Source organism: Panacagrimonas sp. (assembly GCF_965216805.1).
Taxonomy (GTDB): domain Bacteria; phylum Pseudomonadota; class Gammaproteobacteria; order Nevskiales; family Nevskiaceae; genus Panacagrimonas.
The window spans coordinates 1,066,719-1,083,938 of record NZ_CBDCGN010000002.1 but is presented as its reverse complement, the minus strand read 5'-3'; the positions used below and the strand labels follow the sequence as shown (position 1 = coordinate 1,083,938).

The window sequence follows — 17,220 nt, the reverse complement described above, 5'->3', positions numbered from 1 at the left end:
CGGCAAACGTGGCTGCCGTACGGTCAGCGCCGCTGGCGTCGCTTCGATGCGGTGACCAACCCGCCCCGGGTCAGGCGCAAGGGATCCAGCAAGGCCCGCAGCTGTGCTTCCGGCAACGCGCTGTCCTCGCGCGCCACGTCCAGCACCGGCCGCGCTTCGCGATAGGCACGCTTGGCGATGGCCGCCGCCTTGTCGTAACCCAGCACCGGATTGGCGGCCGTGATCAGCACCGGATTGCGCGCCAGATTGGCGGCCAGCCGGTCCTGACGCACCACCAGCCCCGCGATCGCACGGTCTGCCAGCAGACGCGATGCCGCGGACAGCAGCCCGATGGACTGCAGCAGATCGTGTGCGACCAGCGGCAGCATCACGTTGAGCTGGAAATTACCGCTCTGCGCCGCCAGTGTGATCGCAGCATCGTTGCCGATGACCTTGGCCGCCACCATGCACACGGCCTCTGGAATCACCGGATTGACCTTGCCCGGCATGATGCTGGAGCCCGGCTGCAGCGCCGGTAGCTCGATTTCGCCCAGCCCGGCGAGCGGGCCGGAATTCATCCAGCGCAGATCGTTGGCGATTTTCATCAGTGCCACCGCGATCACCTTGAGCTGGCCCGACAACTCGGCCGCGGCGTCCTGGCTGGACAGGCTCTCGAAGAAGTTCGGACTCGGCACAAAGCGCTGTCCGGTCAACCGCGACAGCTTGCGTGCAAACGCCTTCGCAAAGCGCGGATGCGCGTTGATGCCGCTGCCCACCGCGGTGCCGCCCTGAGCCAGGCGCAGCAGACGCGGCAAGCTGGCGTCGAGGCGCTCGATACCGTTGCGCACTTGCTGCGCCCAAGCCGACAGCTCCTGGTCCAGCCGCAACGGCATGGCGTCCATCAGGTGCGTGCGGCCGGTCTTGACCACGCCGCGCAGTTGCCCGCCCCGCGCCTCGATGGCCTGCGCCAGATGCGCCAGTGCGGGCTTCAGTTCCCCCTGCACTGCCAATACCGCCGACACGTGGATGGCAGTGGGCACACTGTCGTTGGACGACTGGCCCAGATTGACGTGGTCGTTGGCGTGCACCGGCTTGCCCAGCGCCACGGTCGCCAGGTGCGCAATGACCTCGTTGGCGTTCATATTGCTGGAGGTGCCGGAGCCGGTCTGGAACACGTCCACCGGGAACTGATCGTCGTGCCGGCCTCGGTGCACCGCCCAGGCCGCGTCGAAGACCGCCTGCGCCAGCGCTTCCGGCAGCAGGCCAAGGTCGGCGTTGACCTGCGCCGCAACCGCCTTGATCAGCCCTAGAGCCGAGATGAAACCGCGCGGCAGCCGCAGGCCGGAGACCGGAAAATTCTGCACCGCGCGTTGGGTCTGCGCCCCCCACATGGCGCCGGCCGGGACGTGCACCTCGCCGAGACTGTCCTGCTCTATCCGCTCGCGCGGCGTTTTCGGTTTTCTGGCCATGAATGCTGTGCTCGACAGGGGCGGCGTCGCGCCGGAACCGGGCGGGGGCCCGGAGGTGATGAATTACACTGGGCATCCATCGGATACCCCGATCCGCGAACCGATTTCCACGGATGAATCTTTCCTCGCTTTCCGCCATTTCACCCATCGACGGCCGCTACGCCGAAAAGACCGTCGATCTGCGCTCGATCTTCAGCGAGTACGGCCTGATGCGCTACCGCGTGATCGCAGAGGTGCGCTGGCTGCTGAGCCTGTCCGAGCACCCCGGCGTCGCGGAAGTTCCCCCCCTGTCCGAGGCTGCGCGGCAGCGGCTGGAGCAGATTGCGCATGGCTTCGGCATCGAAGATGCCCAACGCATCAAGACCATCGAGGCCACCACCAACCATGACGTCAAGGCGGTGGAATACTTCCTCAAGGAAAAGATCGGCAATCATCCCGAGCTGGGTGCCAGCAAGGAATTCATCCACTTTGCCTGCACCTCGGAGGACATGAACAACGTCAGCCACGCGCTGATGCTGCGCGACGCCCGTCGCGACATCCTGCTGCCGCAGATCGACCAGCTGATCGCGCTCATTGGCGCGTTGGCGCGCCGCTACGCCGAGCAGCCGCTGCTGGCGCGCACGCACGGTCAGCCGGCATCGCCCACCACCCTGGGCAAGGAAATGGCGGTGTTCTCGCAACGCCTCAAACGCCTGCGCAAGCAGTTCGACGAGGTGCCCTGCCTGGCCAAGGTGAATGGCGCGGTGGGCAACTACAGCGCGCATCTGGCGGCGTATCCGGATGTGGACTGGCCGGTCTTTGCGGCGGGATTCGTCGACAGCCTGGATCTGGCGCTGAGCCCCGCCACCACCCAGATAGAGCCGCACGACTGGATGGCGGAATATTTTCATGCACTGACCCGCATCAACACCGTGCTGATCGGCTTCTGCCGCGATATCTGGGGCTATATCTCGCTGGGATACTTCCGCCAGAAGACGGTGGAAGGCGAGGTGGGCTCGTCCACGATGCCGCACAAGGTCAATCCCATCGACTTCGAAAACGGCGAAGGCAACTTGGGCATGGCCAATGCGGTGATGCAATTCCTGGCCGAAAAGCTGCCGATCTCGCGCTGGCAGCGCGATCTCACCGACTCCACCGTGCTGCGCAATCTGGGCGTGGGCATCGCGCATCAGCTCGTGGCGTTCCAGTCCATCGCCAAGGGCGTGGGCAAGCTGGAGGCCGATGCCTGGCGCATGGGTCGCGATCTGGAGGACAACTGGGAAGTGCTTGGTGAGGCGATCCAGACCGTCATGCGTCGCCACGGGCTGCCGGAGCCATACGAGCAGCTCAAGCGCCTGACCCGCGGGCACAAGATCGGTCGCGATGCCCTACGCGATTTCGTCCAGAACCTGGCGGTTCCCGAATCCGACAAGCAGCGGCTGCTGGCGATGACACCGGCGGATTACGTCGGCAACGCGCCGATGCAGGCACGCCAGGTCTGACCGTCCGATGGAGCGCGCCCGCGAAGCAGGCTCCAACCCCGCGATGGAATTTGCGGCGGTCAGCGGCGGCGACGCCTTCGCCGCAGCCACCCTGCAAGTGGTGAGCGCGGCGCAGTATCAGTTGGCGCTGATGTCGGTGGAGCTCGATCGCCGCCTGTTCGGCACCGAAATCTTTGTCGATCAGCTCCGCAATTTCGTGCTGCAACACCGTCGCGCCAGGCTGCGCGTGCTGGTGCACGACCCCGCTGCCGCGGTGCGCAACAGCATCCGCCTGGTCGAGTTCGGCCGCCTGCTGTCCAGTCGCGTGGAGTTCCGTGCGGTGCCGCCCGCGCGCCGATTGCTGCGCGAAGAATTCCTGATTGCAGACGAGCGAGCGCTGCTCTACCGCAGCGCCCCGGACCAGCTCGACGCCAAGCACTATGCGGATGCGCCGTTGGTGGCACGCAGCCAGCTGCGTGGTTTCGATGCCTGCTGGGAGGAAGCCAGCGTAGCGCGCGAGATGACGGCGTTGGGTCTTTAGGCGGATTTGCGCGAAACGGCGCATCCGCGACGCGGATCGTCGATCTGCCGGGCGCGGCCCGGCTTGCTCAGGCATCGTCAGGATGCGTCCACCAAGGCTTGAGCGCGGCATTCGCCGGCTGGTGGTCCAGGCCCAGGGAAGCTGCCACCGCTGCGTGCGTCACCTGCCCTCGATGCACGTTCAGACCTTCTCGCAGATGCGCATCGTCCAGCAGCGCCCGTGCCACGCCCCGGTCGGCCAGCGCCAGCACGCACGGCAAGGTCGCGTTGGTCAGGGCAAACGTCGAGGTGCGCGCTACCGCACCCGGCATGTTGGCCACGCAGTAATGCACCACGCCCTGTTCGACATAGCTCGGCGCATCGTGGGTGGTGGGGCGCGAGGTCTCGAAACAGCCGCCCTGGTCGATCGCAACGTCCACCAGCACCGCACCACGCCGCATGCGCGCCAGATCCGCGCGCTGCACCAGTCGCGGCGCAGAAGCACCCGGGATCAGCACCGCGCCGATCACGAGGTCCGCGCGTTCGAGCAGGGTTTCGACCGTATCGCGGGTGGAATACAGGGTGATCAAGCGGCCCTCGAAGCGCTCGTCCAGCCATTGCAGGCGCGGTAGCGAGCGGTCCACCACGGTCACCCGAGCACCCAGACCCACTGCCATCCGCGCCGCGTTATAGCCAACCACGCCGCCGCCCAGGATCAGTACCTCGGCCGGCGCCACCCCGGGCACGCCGCCCAGCAGCATGCCCGAACCGCCCTGAGCTTTTTCGAGCGCATGGGCACCCGCCTGCACCGCCATGCGACCCGCCACCTCGCTCATCGGTGCCAGCAGCGGCAGGCTGCCACCGGCGTCGCGCACGGTTTCGTAAGCGATCGCGGTACATCCCGACGCGATCAGCGCGCGAGCCTGCGCGGCATCGGGCGCCAGATGCAGATAAGCGAACAGGGTCTGCCGCTCGCGCAGGCGCGCACATTCCTGCGGCTGCGGCTCCTTGACCTTGACGATCAGCTCGCAGCCCGCAAACAGCGCCTCGGCGGTGTCGACCATCCGCGCGCCCTGCTTGCGGTAGGCTTCGTCACTCAGGCCGATCCCGTCGCCGGCGCCGGCTTCGACCCATACCTCGTGCCCGTGCGCGACCAGCTCGCGTACGCCTGCCGGGGTCAATCCAACCCGATACTCATGAACCTTGATTTCCCTGGGCGTTCCGATACGCATATCGACCTCGTGCGGTGGCTCGCGATGACGATGGTCTTCGTCATCGCAGCGATCAGACCATCCTCTCGATGAATGGTGCGCGCAAGCTCGCTCCGGCAGGCGCCACCGGCGCCCTGGTGGCGGCCATCGGGCTGGGGGTTTCCGGCTGGTTCGGTTGGGATTGGTACCAGCTGGGTCGCTGGACCGAAGACGAACTGCGCGCTTCGGTGGAGTTGAATCTGGCGCTGGATCTGGCGCGCGATCCCGACCGCGCCACAACCGTGGAAGCCCAGAACGCGCTGCGCCGGGAGATCCGTCTGGAGTTGCTGGAACAGATCGAACTCGAGGTGGAGACGCCGCGCAGCTACACCATGGCCGGGTTGATGATGACCGGCTTCGGGCTGCTGCAGATGGTGCTGCGTATCTGGGTGACGCGGCGGCACTGACGGGGACGGGGACGGGGACGGGGACGGCCGACACCCAAAAAGCAAATCGGCCGCGGATGACACAGACAAACGCAGATCGACCAGCGGCCTTGTTGAGCGTCGGAACGGCTCACGAACAGACGGTCGCATTCTGTCGATTCAATCCGTGCGATCTGTGAAATCCGTGGCTGAAAAGCTTTCGTCAAGTTCGGTCGCCCTCAACTCCCGCCAAACCACTTCAGCCGTTCGCGCAGCCGCACCACCTCGCCGACGATGACCAGACTGGCGCCGCCGATGTCGTCGCGTGAGGCGACGATGTCCGGCAGCGTCTGCAGCGTTCCGCTGAGCACCTGCTGGGCCTGCGTGGTGCCCTGCTCGACCAACGCCGCCGGCCAGTCAGGAGGCAGACCGTGGCGCACCAGCTCGGCGCACAGATCGGCCAACGCGGTGCGACCCATGTAGATCACCACGGTCTGGCCGCGCTGCGCCAGACTGCTCCAGTGCAGATCGAGGTGGCCGTCCTTGCGCCGGTGCCCGGTCACGAACACGCAGGACTGCGCGTAATCGCGATGCGTCAGCGGGATGCCGGCATAGGCGGCGCAGCCGTTGGCCGCACTGATGCCCGGCACCACCTGGAACGGGACTCCGGCCGCCGCCAGCTCCTCGATTTCCTCGCCGCCGCGACCGAACACGAATGGATCGCCGCCCTTGAGTCGCAGCACGCGCTTGCCGGCCCGCGCCAGGCGCACCAGTTCGGCATTGATCTCTTCCTGCGGCAGCGTGTGATTGGCGCGGCGCTTGCCGACATAGATGCGCTCGGCGTCGCGACGGACAAGGTCCAGGATGGGGGGCGCGATCAGGGCGTCGTACAACACCACATCGCATTGCTGCATCAGGCGCAAGGCGCGAAAGGTCAGAAGGTCGGGATCGCCGGGTCCGGCGCCGACCAGGTACACCTCGCCTCTGGCGGCGGCGCCACGGAGCAGGCTTTCCAGCTCGAACACCGCTGCGACTTCGTCGTTGGCGAGCAGACGCTCGGGTCCGGGACCGTCGAGGAAATCCTCCCACAGCCGACGGCGGGCCGGGACGGGCAATCGCTTGGCACGATCGCGATGGCGTTCCATGAACTCGGCAATACGTCCATACCCGGCGGGTAGCAGCGACTCGATGCGCTCGCGTAAGCGCCGCGCCAGCACCGGAGCGGCGCCGGCGCTGGAGATCGCCACCGTGATCGGTGCGCGCTCGACGATCGAGGGCGTGATGAAGCGGCTTGCTTTGGCATCGTCCACCACGTTGCACATCACCCCGGCCGCTTCGGCGGCGCACGCCACCGCGCGGTTGAGTTGGGCATCGTCGGTCGCGGCGATCGCCAGCCGGCAGCCCCGCAGTTGATCGGCCTGGAACTGCTTTGCAAGGTGCAGGGCACGACCGTCCCCAACCCACCCGGCGAGCTCTTCGTTGAGTTCGAGGGCGACCACGCGCGGCTGCGCGCCGGCCTTGAGCAGCAGGCGGATCTTGCGTGCCGCCACTTCGCCACCGCCGACCACCAGCACCGGCTGATCGAGCAGGTCAACGAACAGCGGGAAATAGGACCGACCCATGACTCAATGTGCCACGCTGCGGGAGAACAGGTTGATGACCATCACACCGGCCACGATCAGACTCATGCCAAGGACGGCGGCGAAGTCCAGGGTTTGCCGAAACACCAGCCAGCCGATCATCGAGATCAGCACGATGCCCACGCCGGACCAGATCGCGTAGGCCACGCCCACCGGGATGCTCTTGAGCGTCTGTGCCAGACACCAGAACGCGAGGCCGTAGCCGATCGCCACCAGCAGCGAGGGACATGACCGCGTGAAGCCCTGGCTGGCGGTCAGGGCCAAGGTGGCGATCACCTCGGCGACGATGGCCACGCTCAGATAGAGCCAGCCACTCATTGCAGCCGCGCTGACCGAGCTCAGAGCCCCAGATTCATGCCCGGCGGCAGGCCCATGCCGCCGGTCGCAGCCGCCATCTTCTCCTTGGTCGCCGTGTCCAGCTTCTGGGCTGCGTCGTTGATGGCAGCGGCGATCAGGTCTTCCAGGAATTCCTTGTCCTCGCCCAGCGCGGCGGGATTGATCTCCACCTTGCGCGCCTGATGGCGGCCGTCGAGCGTCACCCTGACCATGCCTGCGCCGGACTCGCCGGTGATTTCCATGCGGGCCACTTCTTCCTGCGCGCGCTTCAAGTTTTCCTGCACCTTCTGCGCCTGCTGCATGATCTGGCCGAGTGCGCCTTTCATATCGGGTTCCTTGTCATTGGATAGGTAAACGGGACATCACGGCGGTGGCTGGATGGAGCCCGTACGCAGGCTGGCGCCAAACTGATTCCGGAACGCGCGCACTACCGGGTCCGAGTGCATCGCCGCTTCGATCGCCAATTGTTGTTGTTGCGCACGTTGCTGATCGAGCTGCGCGGGCGTTGGCGCCTGCGCCTCTTCGGCAATCCGGATCTGCACGCGCAACGGCGCGCCGTGCTGCTGCGACAGCGCACGCTCAATGGCGGCGCGGCGGCTGTCGTCCTTCATCAGAAAGGCGGCGGCGGCCGACAGATGCAAACGCACCAGGTCGCTGTCCTGCCCGTCCCATGCGCATTGCCGGGCCAACTGCTTGGCGGCGCCGTCCAGTCCCAGCGTGTCGACGCGTTCGGCCCAGGGCAGTTGCGCCGGGTCGGGCGAGGCGACCTGTGCAGCCGGCATCGGCGACGCTTCGCTCACTCCGACCGCCGCGACAGCCGGCGCCTCGGAGGCCGGGATGGCGAGCGGGCCGGCGGCGGCCGGCGCGGCGGCACCGCCGATCTGACGCGACGCCGCCGTCCTGCGCGCGGTCGCAGGCGCAGGCCGCGCCGCAGCGCCGTCGTCGGGTCGAAACGCCAGCATGCGCAGCAAGGTCATCTCGAAACCGCTGCGCGGGTCTGGGGCCCACGGCAGATCGCGACGGCCGCTCACCGCGATCTGGTAGCAGAGCTGCACGTCTTCGGCAGCAAAGCGCGGCAGCAGTTCCAGCAGTTCGGCGTCGTCATCGTCGGATTGCGCGTCCGGCAACACCTGCAGCACGGCGATACGCTGCAGGGCGGCGGCCAGATCGTTGATCAGGGCAGCGTAGTCCGGCGCGCGCGCGTCCAGCGTGCGCACGCCCTCGACCAGCACCGGACCGTCGCCTGCGGCGACCGCGGCCAGCAGGGCGTAGAGAATCTGGCGGCCGGAGGTGCCGAGCATGTCCTCGACCGGCGCGCGCGCCAGGGCCGCGCCGCCGGCAAAGGCGATGGCCTGATCCAGCAGCGACAGGCCGTCGCGCATCGAACCGTCCGCTGCCCGCGCGATCTCGGCGACGGCACCGGCTTCGAAGGCGATGCCTTCTTGCTCAAGCACCTTGGCAAGTTGATCGCGGATGACCGCAATCGGCAGACGCTTGAGGTTGAACTGCAGGCAACGGCTCAGCACCGTGATCGGCAGCCTCTGCGGATCGGTGGTGGCGAGGATGAACTTCACGTGCGGCGGCGGCTCTTCCAGGGTCTTGAGCAAGGCGTTGAATGCGCTCTTGGAGAGCATGTGCACTTCGTCGATCAGGTAGACCTTGTAGCGCCCTCGAGCCGGCGCGTACTGGCTGTTGTCGATCAGCTCGCGCACATTGTCGACGCCGGTGTGGCTGGCGGCGTCGATTTCCAGCAGATCCACGAAACGTCCGGAGTCCACCTCCAGGCAAGCGCTGCACACGCCACAGGGACTGGCCGACACGCCGGTTTCGCAATTCAGTCCCTTGGACACGATGCGCGCCAGCGTGGTCTTGCCGACCCCGCGCGTGCCGGTGAGCAGGATCGCCGGATGCAGCTTGTCGCCGTCCAGCGCGTGGGTCAGCGCCTTGACCACGTGGCCCTGCCCCATCACGTCGGCAAAGACGCGCGGCCGCCATTTGCGCGCGAGCGCGAGATAGCTCATGGGCAGGACGGAAGGATCGACATGGGGACGGAATTGTCAGGGATGCCGCGGCGGCGCGCCAATGCCGCGCGAACGATTCTGTCCCGGGCCGGTCCGATCGATCGATGCCGCCCCCGCGACAGGCCGTTCAGCCGCTTCAATGCAGCGCGCGAAACCCGATCTCGCGCCCCGAGTTGGGCTTGACCGCCACTTCCTGTCGCAGCATGCGCACCAGTTCCGCAGCGTCGTCGGCGCCGCCGAGCAGGCGCGCGCGGTTGCGCACCACCGCAAAGTCGCCAGGGGTGAGTTGGTCGATCTCGCGCACCAGCGGCGGCGCCGGCAGCGCGAAGTAGTGTTCAAACGCCGCCGCGCGCTGGTCGGGCTTGAGAAAATCGAAACGCACCTTGAACGAGAACCGTCGCAGCGCGGCCTGATCCAGATGACTCATCAGGTTGGTGATGCAGGCGAACGGATACTCGTGGCTTTCCATCCACGTCAGCATTTCGTTGACCTGGCTGATCTCCCAGCCCTGGTGTGCGTTGCGGCGATCGCCCAGCAGCGAATCGGCTTCGTCGAAGATCAGGAAGGCGCCGGATTCGCGTGCCTCGGCAAAGGCGTCGGCGATGTTGCGCTCGTTTTCGCCGACCCACTTGGACAGCAGATCGGATGCGCGCTTCTGCACCACTTCCACGCCGATCTCGTGCGCCAGCCAGCGCGCATAGGCCGACTTGCCGGTCCCGGGCGGGCCGTACAGGCACATGGAAAAAGCGCGGGTTTCCAGCGACACCAGGCGGTCGCGCAGCCGGCTCAGATCCATGTCGGCATTGAGCAGGGCGGGTTCGTAGCGCACGCCGAGTTGCGGCCGCGGCGGCGCCTCGGTGCCGCGCATCACCTTGGCGATGGAGTGCACCGCACGGCGGATGTCCTGGAAGCCACCGCTGGTGAGTCGCGCCGAGCGTACCGCACCAGCCGCAACGGCCGGCGGCGCATCGAAATCCTCGGCCAGGCGGCGCACTTCCTCGGCCGGCACCTGCACCTGTTCGCGTTCCAGCAGGCGCTGCCACACGCGCTCGCGCACCCGTGCCGGCGGCACTTTCATCTCGATAGCATAGGTCATGCGACGCAGCACCGACGGCCCCAGCGCGGTGGGGTCGTTGACCGTCCACAGCGTCGGCACGCGCGTCTCCTCGAACAGCCGATGCATGTAGACGCGCGAGCCATAACCGCTGCGTTCGGTATCGAACAGGCCGTCGCCTTCGCCGCGCAACAGGTCTTCGGCTTCGTCGAACAGCAGCAGCGCGTCCGACTGGTTTTCCAGCAGCTTCTGCGACAGCCGGAACGAGCCGATGCGCTGATCGCGCGAAGGCTCCTGGCCGCGGTCGTCCGACTGGCCGACATCGTACAAACGCAGGCCGAGCTTGGCCGCCAGGGTTTTGCAGAACTCGGTCTTGCCGGTGCCGGGCGGGCCGTAAAGAAGAATGTGGATGCCGCGCGCCTGCTCGCTCACCGCCCGTCCGAGCAGGTTGGAGGCCAGCTCGCGATCCTCGCGCAGGTGGTCGTAGTCCTCCCACTCCAGGCTGTGTGTCAGCGGCTTGCCCAACAGCGCCGCGCGTACGTCGCTGACCGGCTGCGCCTGCGACTGCAGGAAGCTGGTCAGCGACACCAGGGGTTGGCAATCGGAACGGTAATCGGTGGTGAACAGGCCGCTGCCGATCAGCCGTCCACGCGAAGACATCGCGTCCACCACTTCGCCGCGGCTCAGTCCCAGCAGGGTCCCGAGCAGACTGATCACGCCGCTGTCGCCGATGCGCAGTTCGTCCAGTTCCAGGGTCTCGAACAGATCCTCGGCCTGCGGCAGCACGCGGTCACGCACCAGCGCGCCCATCACCCTGCCTTCCGCTTCGCTGAGTTGCAGCAGTTCGGCCACCGCGCGCAGGTTCAGCTCCAGCGTGCTGGGCTCGGCGTCCTGCAGTTGCGCCAGACGATCCTCCACGAGTGGCGCCCAGGCCTCGGCTTCCAGTTTGCGGGGATCGTCGCCGGCGTCCAGTTCGAGGTGCTCGGCCTCGTCGCCGAGAAAGCGCACCAAGCCCTCCTGAGCCCAGCGGTGCCGATCCAGCCGCGCGCCGAGGTTGGCCACCCAGGCAAGCACGACACGCTGTTCATACGGTTCCATCATGGCGTTCTGATCGAGGGCAAGGCCCATACCGCGGAAGTTCGGAGTTGGGGGCAGTGGACACCAGTTCCAAGCCCATGGCGACCGCAGATCGCCGCGTCCGATGGTTTTCAGTGACTTGCAGCGCCCTTCTCCATCGCGAGGAAGGTTGGGCCGCGAGGCCAACTGCGGCCGGCGACCAGCGCGAAAAAGCTGTGAAAAAAGAGAGCAGGTCTCTGATCTTAATCGAATTAAAGGTCCGCGCCAGCTGGCTCCGGCACCCGGCGACACCGCTACCGTTGCTCCCTTCCGGGCCTGGCGGGGTTCACAGCTTGCCGTCGCGGAGGGCCGGCGCGGACCAGCACCCATTATCCCCGATTTCCCCGCCCGATTTCGCGCCAAGTATCGCCCACGGTTCCGAGGCGCGTTCAAGAAGCGCCACGATCAACCTGATTCTTCTACATTTTCCTCAGTCTGATCGTGCCTGGACGGACCCCTGCCCATCACCTCGGCCAAGGGGGTTGCAGCGGCGGCTGCCAGCGACGGCAGCTGTGCGGAGGCCGCCAGCGCCAGCACATCGATCTCGGTGGCGGCGACCAGCTCGGGACTGGCGAGGCGCTCGTTGACTTCGCGCACGATCTCGTCGCGCACGATGGGCCCGACGATGCGCAGCTGCTCCAGCACCTCTGCGGGCAGGCCGTGACTGTCGATATCGGTGCGGATGCCGGCATGGGTCACCGGCGCCAGCAGCAGTTTCACGGTCAGCGGCGCGTAGGTCTGCACGTCGAGATCCAGACGAATCTCGACGTTGAGGGTGAACTTGAACCGGAGGTTGAGCAGGCGCACATCCAACTTGAGTTCGCCGCTGAGCACCATGACGAAACTCACCTCAGGCAACCGGTTCATCAGCGGATGCACGTCCACGTCCTGCAGCCGGAACACGTAGGAGGCCACCAGCAGATCGGCCGGGAATTTCTTCACCGAACCTTCGATCAGCGCCTTGAGTACCTCTTCGATCTCGCCGCGCAGACGCTCGGCGGTGACCACATAGCGGATGAAGTTATGGCCGAAGTCGGCGTAGGAAATGCGTTGCAATGCGCTCATCTCAACGGGCAGCGGACTTGCCGGCGCGCAGGTGCTGCTGCTCGTCCAGAGTCAGCGCCACCTTGTCGCGCAGATAAGCTGGGCTCAGCGCGTCAGCCGGGTCTGCGCGGCCCGCCAGGAACTCCGGTAGCGCCAGCTTGAGGCCGGCTGCGGCATGCGGTAGCGCCAGGCCGTCGACGGATTCGATGGCTGCGCCGACACCGGCGCGCAGCAACTCGGCATAGCGGCCCCAGCCGCTGCCAGTGGCCTGCCAGGGCCCCGGAATGTCCACCCGAACCTGCGCGGGCGCAGTCACCATGGCAGGTGCCAGCGCGCGGGCCAACCCGTTCTCGTCCACCTCGAAAGCGCCGAAATAAACCTCGTCCATGCGTGCGTCGATGGCGCTGAGCACGCGCTTGCCTCCGGCCTCGATGGCGCCCTGCGCGAGCATCGCCAGCGAACTCACGCCGACCACCGGGCGATCCAGCGCCAGCGCCAGCCCTTTGACGAAACCCACCGCGATGCGCACTCCGGCGAAGCTGCCGGGCCCGGTGCCGCAGACCAAACCATCGAGCTGCGCCGCCGTGCAGCCGGCCTCGGCCAGCACCTCGTCGACCATTGGCGCCAGACGCTGCGTATGGGTGCGGCCCGCGTGTTCGAAACGCGCCAACACCTCGCCGTCGCACCACAGGGCGACGGAACAGGCTTCAGTAGCGGTATCCAGGGCGAGCAGGCGCACGATTCGAAGATTGTGTGGCGAGCACAGCGTTGGAATCCAGTGGCGCCGCGTTCCGTTCAGGAAAATCCACAGGTCCTTGTCGCGTAGCGCCGACATCAAGCAGCTCAAGTTCGGCCACTCCGCTGCCGGCACTGGCGTCGGCGCGCCCCTCCGATATTTCGCGCATTTGGTGCGGACGCCCGAAACAGCGGGTGCTCCAGCCAATCCCTCACGTCGCATTATTTGCGTGAGTGATCCACTCGCCAGCCTGGACACGCCAAGCAAGCGATACGCTACATTGGAAGCGAAGAAGCCGCTGCCCGCATGTCGTTATCAACGGCCGGCTGCGTGCACGACGTTCGTGTGCAGGCGCTGGCGGAAGACCGGGAGGAGAAAACAGCATGGGCGAAAGTTCCGCGAACCGCCGCATCATCGTTTCGGAGCGTCCGCGCTTTTCGGTTCCGAACACTAAAGTATTCGGTCTGGACACCGCTCCAAAGCCGAAACCGGGCGATGGCGAGATACTGATACGAACGACCTGGCTGGGCATCGAACCGTATCTTTACGGGCGGCTTAAAGCGACGTCCTCACAGACCACACCGGTTTCGCTGGGCGACGTGATGGTCGGGCCGACGGTCGGGCGCGTGGAAATCTCGAATCGTCCCGACTATGCGAAGGGAGACATGGTCCAGGGATTCTGGGGCTGGCAGGACTACCATGTTTCGGACGGCTCGCAGGTCTCCAAAATCGACCCGGATATTCCACGCCCTTCATACGTTCTGGGAGCGCTGGGGATGTCCGGCTTCGGCGCGTATGTTGCGGTCAACGAATATCTGAAGGTCAAACGCGGAGAGACCCTTATTTTCGGCGCCGCGCTGGGCGGACTGGGCCAGATCGTGGGTCAGCTTGGAAAGATGCGGGGCGCGCGGACGATCGGCGGCGTCAGCGGCCCGCAGAAGGTTCGCTACGGCGAGGATGTACTGGGTTTCGACGTCTGCCTGGATCGCAAGACCAAGGATTTCAAGGCGCGTTGCGAACAGGAATTTTCCAGGAACGGGGTGGATTGCTATCTGATGTCCGCAACCGGCGGCGTCCTCCAGCTGGCGATGCCGCACTTCAACTTGCATGCGCGCATTGCGGCCTGCGGAGTCATGTCGTTCTACAGCGGCGTGGAACTGCCGCCGGGGCCGGACCAGACGATGGTCGTTTTCAACGAGATCAACCTGAAGCGGATTTCGGTCCATGGTCTGGTGACCCTGGACTGGGCCGGGACACCACTCCACAGCCAGTTCAAAAAAGAGATGAAGGGCTGGATCCAGGGCGGCCAGATCAAGGTGGTGGAACACATCGTGGATGGACTGGAAAACGCGCCGGACACCCTGCAAGGGGTCTTCGAAGGCCGGAATTTCGGCAAGGCCGTGGTTAGGCTGGCCGACTGACCGGGCTCGACCCGCACCTCGGCGACGGCGAGCTGATCTACCGGCGCGGCACTTCGAAGATGGGCCGGGCACGGCCGGAAACCGGCCTGTCCCCGGACCGATCGTCCGCGAACCGACGGAGTCACGCCGTGGCCTGCAATCGTCCGCCGCCGGGCGTCGATCGAATCGGCACTCGCCAGCGAATGGCTTGCTCAAGAATCGCTCGCGGTGGCGCCCCGGTTGCGCCCCGCGAGAGCCCGGCGTTTGTTCTCAGCCTTTTCCATCGCCGCTTCATATTGCTCAAGGGCGTCCTCAAAACAGGCCTCCTGCTGCATCGCGTCCTGAATCGCGTCGCACAGTTGCCGCGCCACGTCATGTTCGGCCTCGGCCTTCTCCGTACGAATGCGATAAGTCGCCTCTGCGGCCTCGGCAGGACTGTCGTCCAGCGTGGGGTCCAGCGCCGCGTCGACACGAGCATCCGTCACCTCGCGTTGACCCTCCGCAATTTCTTCGACGACGTCCAGGGCCTGTTGTACCGGCGGTTCTGTTTCCCGTTGGCACGCTGTAGCGAACAGCAAGACAAACAGAGCGAGGGGCAACGCGCGAGGATCGTGGCACATGATTTGGCTCCTTGGTTCCGGTGATGCGATCCGCAACCGAAAAGACCAAGGGACCTGTGCTGCAGCGCCCCGGCGTCATATGTCGACGCCGCGTTCTCCGGTTGCCGGATCAGGTTGTCATCTACTGATCAGCTTTCTGGACCGAAGGTTCCGCGTGCAGTTTTTTCGGGTGGAGGGCCGACAGGATTGCCCGTTATCGCGGCAGGCCCGTTACGAGGCGGCGCAGTCCTTTGCCAACGGCACGCCCGCCCTCGCCCCGACCACGGCTCGAACGCTGCAGCCGCCAGCGATCTTCACAGACTGCGCAGCCAGGACACGGCGCCGGCTTCATCCACTTGCGGCATCGGCGGTAGTGCCGCCAGCATGCGCCGCCCGTAACCCTTGCTGCGCAGGCGCGGGTCGCACAACACCAGCAGGCCCTGGTCGTGCTCGTCGCGGATCAGCCGCCCGGCGCCCTGACGCAGACTGACGATGGCCTCGGGCAGCTGTACTTCGGTGAACGGCTGGCCGCCGCGCTGGCGCAACGCGTGCAGGCGGGCGTCGTAGACCGGATCGCCGGGCGCAGCGAACGGAAGCTTGTCGATGATCACCAGGCGCAGCGCGCGTCCCTTGACGTCAACCCCCTCCCAGAAGCTGTGAGTGCCGACCAGCACGCCGTTGCCGCTGGCCGCAAACTCCTGCACCAGCCGCGCGCGGTCGTCTTCGCCCTGTACGTACAAACGTCGCCCGAAGGGCGCGCGCAGGCGCTCGGCGATCAGGCGCAGCGCGCGATGGCTGGTACACAGCACGAAGGCGCCACCGCCGCTGGCCTCGATCAGCCGCTGCGCCAGATCGGCGACGCTGTCCGAGTAGCCCGGCGCGCTGGGCTCGGGCAGACCCTGCGGCAACAGCAGGCGCGCCTGCGTGGCGTAGTCGAAAGGGCTGTCGAGCGCCAGCGCGGCGGCGTCTGGCACGCCGATCTGCTGGCGGAAGTGATCGAAATCGCCACCGGCGGACAGCGTGGCGGAAGTCAGGATCCAGGCACCGGGATGGGCGGAGAACACGCGTGCAAAGCCGCGTCCGAGGTCCAGCGGCGTGGCATGCAGCGAACCACCACGGCCCTGTGCCTCGGCCCAGCGCACGTGCTCCGGATCGGCAGCGTCGTAGCAAAGCGCAAGGCCGGCCTGCAGACGTGTGGCGCGTGCGTGCAGAGCGTCAAGCACCTGGCTGCGTTCGCGACAGGCGTCGAGGCTCTGGACTAGTTCGTCCAGCGCTGCCAGCAGAGGTTCGGGCTCGGCAGCCGACCCTTGAAAGGCAACAAAATCGGTCAGGCCGGTGCGTCCGTTCGATCGTGCGAGCGCTGCTTCCCAGGCGATGACCGGACCTGCCCATTGCTGGGCGGCGAGTTGCAGCTCCGGCGCGTCGCCCTGCTCGGCCGCGGCGGCGAGCACGTCGTCGCCAAGATCCCGCAATTGACGACTGGAGACGCGCGTCCCGAAGAACTGGCTAGCCAGTTCCGGCAGCTGGTGCGCCTCGTCGACGATCACCGCGTCGGCGCCGGGAAGAATCTCGCCGAAACCCTCTTCCTTGAGCACCGCGTCGGAGAGCAGCACGTGGTGGTTGACCACCACCAGGTCCGCACCCATGGCGGCCCGCCGGCTCTTGACCACGAAACACTGACCGAAATCCGGGCACTTGGCACCCAGGCAGTTATCCGCGGTGGAGGTGATCTGGAAGCGCAGGCGGTCGTCTTCCACCACCCGGCCCAGCTCGGAGACTTCGCCGCGGTCGGTCGATCGCGACCAGGCCTCAATCTGGCGCAGGCGCTCGTCGGGGACCTGTCGCCGGTTGCCTGCTGCGCCCTGCGCCTGCCGCGCGGCATCCGCGTTGCGCATCCGGTACAGGCACAGGTAGTTGTTGCGACCCTTGAGCATGGCGGTGCGCGCCGGCACGCGCAGCGCCTGCAGCAGACGCGGCAGATCGCGCTCGAACAACTGATCCTGCAGGTTCTTGGTGCCGGTGGAGACGATCACGCGGCGCTCGGCGACCAACGCCGGAACCAGGTATGCGAAGGTCTTGCCGGTGCCGGTGCCGGCCTCGATCAGGCGCAGATCGGACCGACTCAGCGCGGCTTCGACTTCCGCCGCCATGCGCGCCTGCGCCTCACGCGACTTGAATCCGGGAATGGAACGCGCCAGCGGTCCGTCGGGCGCGAACCAGCCTTCGATCATG

General features: G+C 66.5%; 15 protein-coding genes and 1 other RNA gene. 4 read left to right on the top strand and 12 right to left on the bottom strand.

What is annotated here, in order from left to right; genetic code table 11:
* Nucleotides 1-23: 23 nt before the first annotated feature.
* On the bottom strand, nt 24-1,448 hold the full coding sequence (locus tag ACOOHP_RS05135; RefSeq protein WP_420465384.1) for a class II fumarate hydratase: 1,425 nt from the start codon (nt 1,446-1,448) through the stop codon (nt 24-26).
* A 113-nt stretch (nt 1,449-1,561) separates the two neighbouring features.
* On the opposite strand from ACOOHP_RS05135, the gene purB reads away from it, so the two are divergent.
* Together purB and ACOOHP_RS05125 are read left to right on the top strand one after the other, a co-directional pair.
* Nucleotides 1,562-2,929: an adenylosuccinate lyase gene (gene purB, locus ACOOHP_RS05130; protein ID WP_420465383.1), complete on the top strand. Its 1,368-nt coding sequence runs from the start codon at nt 1,562-1,564 to the stop codon at nt 2,927-2,929.
* 7 nt (nt 2,930-2,936) lie between these two features.
* Entirely contained in the window at nt 2,937-3,449 is a 513-nt protein-coding gene (locus tag ACOOHP_RS05125) for a hypothetical protein (RefSeq protein ID WP_420465382.1), read from the top strand.
* Between the two features lie 67 nt (nt 3,450-3,516).
* On the opposite strand, the gene ald is transcribed toward ACOOHP_RS05125, so the two are convergent.
* Nucleotides 3,517-4,659 (bottom strand): alanine dehydrogenase, encoded by a 1,143-nt coding sequence (gene ald, locus ACOOHP_RS05120; RefSeq protein ID WP_420465381.1) that lies wholly within the window; start codon nt 4,657-4,659, stop codon nt 3,517-3,519.
* Nucleotides 4,660-4,727: 68 nt separating this feature from the next.
* On the opposite strand from ald, the gene ACOOHP_RS05115 reads away from it, so the two are divergent.
* On the top strand, nt 4,728-5,084 hold the full coding sequence (locus ACOOHP_RS05115; protein ID WP_420465380.1) for a hypothetical protein: 357 nt from the start codon (nt 4,728-4,730) through the stop codon (nt 5,082-5,084).
* 197 nt (nt 5,085-5,281) lie between these two features.
* Here ACOOHP_RS05115 and cysG read toward each other — a convergent pair whose 3' ends face one another.
* The 8 genes from cysG to tsaB all read right to left on the bottom strand — a co-directional run bounded on the left by cysG (nt 5,282) and on the right by tsaB (nt 13,088).
* On the bottom strand, nt 5,282-6,664 hold the full coding sequence (cysG, locus tag ACOOHP_RS05110) for a siroheme synthase CysG (protein WP_420465379.1): 1,383 nt from the start codon (nt 6,662-6,664) through the stop codon (nt 5,282-5,284).
* Between the two features lie 3 nt (nt 6,665-6,667).
* Entirely contained in the window at nt 6,668-7,000 is a 333-nt protein-coding gene (locus ACOOHP_RS05105) for an SMR family transporter (RefSeq protein WP_420465378.1), read from the bottom strand.
* 20 nt (nt 7,001-7,020) lie between these two features.
* Nucleotides 7,021-7,344: a YbaB/EbfC family nucleoid-associated protein gene (locus tag ACOOHP_RS05100; RefSeq protein ID WP_420465377.1), complete on the bottom strand. Its 324-nt coding sequence runs from the start codon at nt 7,342-7,344 to the stop codon at nt 7,021-7,023.
* A gap of 36 nt (nt 7,345-7,380) precedes the next feature.
* Nucleotides 7,381-9,039 carry a DNA polymerase III subunit gamma/tau gene (gene dnaX / locus ACOOHP_RS05095; RefSeq protein WP_420465376.1) on the bottom strand — a complete coding sequence of 553 codons (1,659 nt, stop codon included), beginning with the start codon at nt 9,037-9,039 and terminating at the stop codon, nt 7,381-7,383.
* Between the two features lie 136 nt (nt 9,040-9,175).
* Nucleotides 9,176-11,194, bottom strand: coding sequence for an AAA family ATPase (locus ACOOHP_RS05090; RefSeq protein WP_420465375.1), 2,019 nt, complete (start codon nt 11,192-11,194; stop codon nt 9,176-9,178).
* 234 nt (nt 11,195-11,428) lie between these two features.
* An RNA gene (gene ffs / locus ACOOHP_RS05085) (signal recognition particle sRNA small type) lies at nt 11,429-11,525 on the bottom strand.
* Between the two features lie 89 nt (nt 11,526-11,614).
* The gene (locus tag ACOOHP_RS05080; protein ID WP_420465374.1) at nt 11,615-12,274 is read right to left on the bottom strand and encodes a hypothetical protein; all 660 of its coding nucleotides are present in this window, start codon (nt 12,272-12,274) and stop codon (nt 11,615-11,617) included.
* Nucleotide 12,275: 1 nt separating this feature from the next.
* Nucleotides 12,276-13,088: a tRNA (adenosine(37)-N6)-threonylcarbamoyltransferase complex dimerization subunit type 1 TsaB gene (tsaB, locus tag ACOOHP_RS05075; protein ID WP_420465373.1), complete on the bottom strand. Its 813-nt coding sequence runs from the start codon at nt 13,086-13,088 to the stop codon at nt 12,276-12,278.
* Between the two features lie 284 nt (nt 13,089-13,372).
* On the opposite strand from tsaB, the gene ACOOHP_RS05070 reads away from it, so the two are divergent.
* Nucleotides 13,373-14,410: a zinc-binding dehydrogenase gene (locus tag ACOOHP_RS05070; protein ID WP_420465372.1), complete on the top strand. Its 1,038-nt coding sequence runs from the start codon at nt 13,373-13,375 to the stop codon at nt 14,408-14,410.
* Nucleotides 14,411-14,601: 191 nt separating this feature from the next.
* Here ACOOHP_RS05070 and ACOOHP_RS05065 read toward each other — a convergent pair whose 3' ends face one another.
* Together ACOOHP_RS05065 and ACOOHP_RS05060 are read right to left on the bottom strand one after the other, a co-directional pair.
* Nucleotides 14,602-15,009 (bottom strand): hypothetical protein, encoded by a 408-nt coding sequence (locus ACOOHP_RS05065; RefSeq protein ID WP_420465371.1) that lies wholly within the window; start codon nt 15,007-15,009, stop codon nt 14,602-14,604.
* 293 nt (nt 15,010-15,302) lie between these two features.
* A complete protein-coding gene (locus tag ACOOHP_RS05060; protein ID WP_420465370.1) occupies nt 15,303-17,219 on the bottom strand; it encodes an ATP-dependent DNA helicase in 1,917 nt (638 codons plus the stop codon).
* Nucleotide 17,220: the final 1 nt, after the last annotated feature.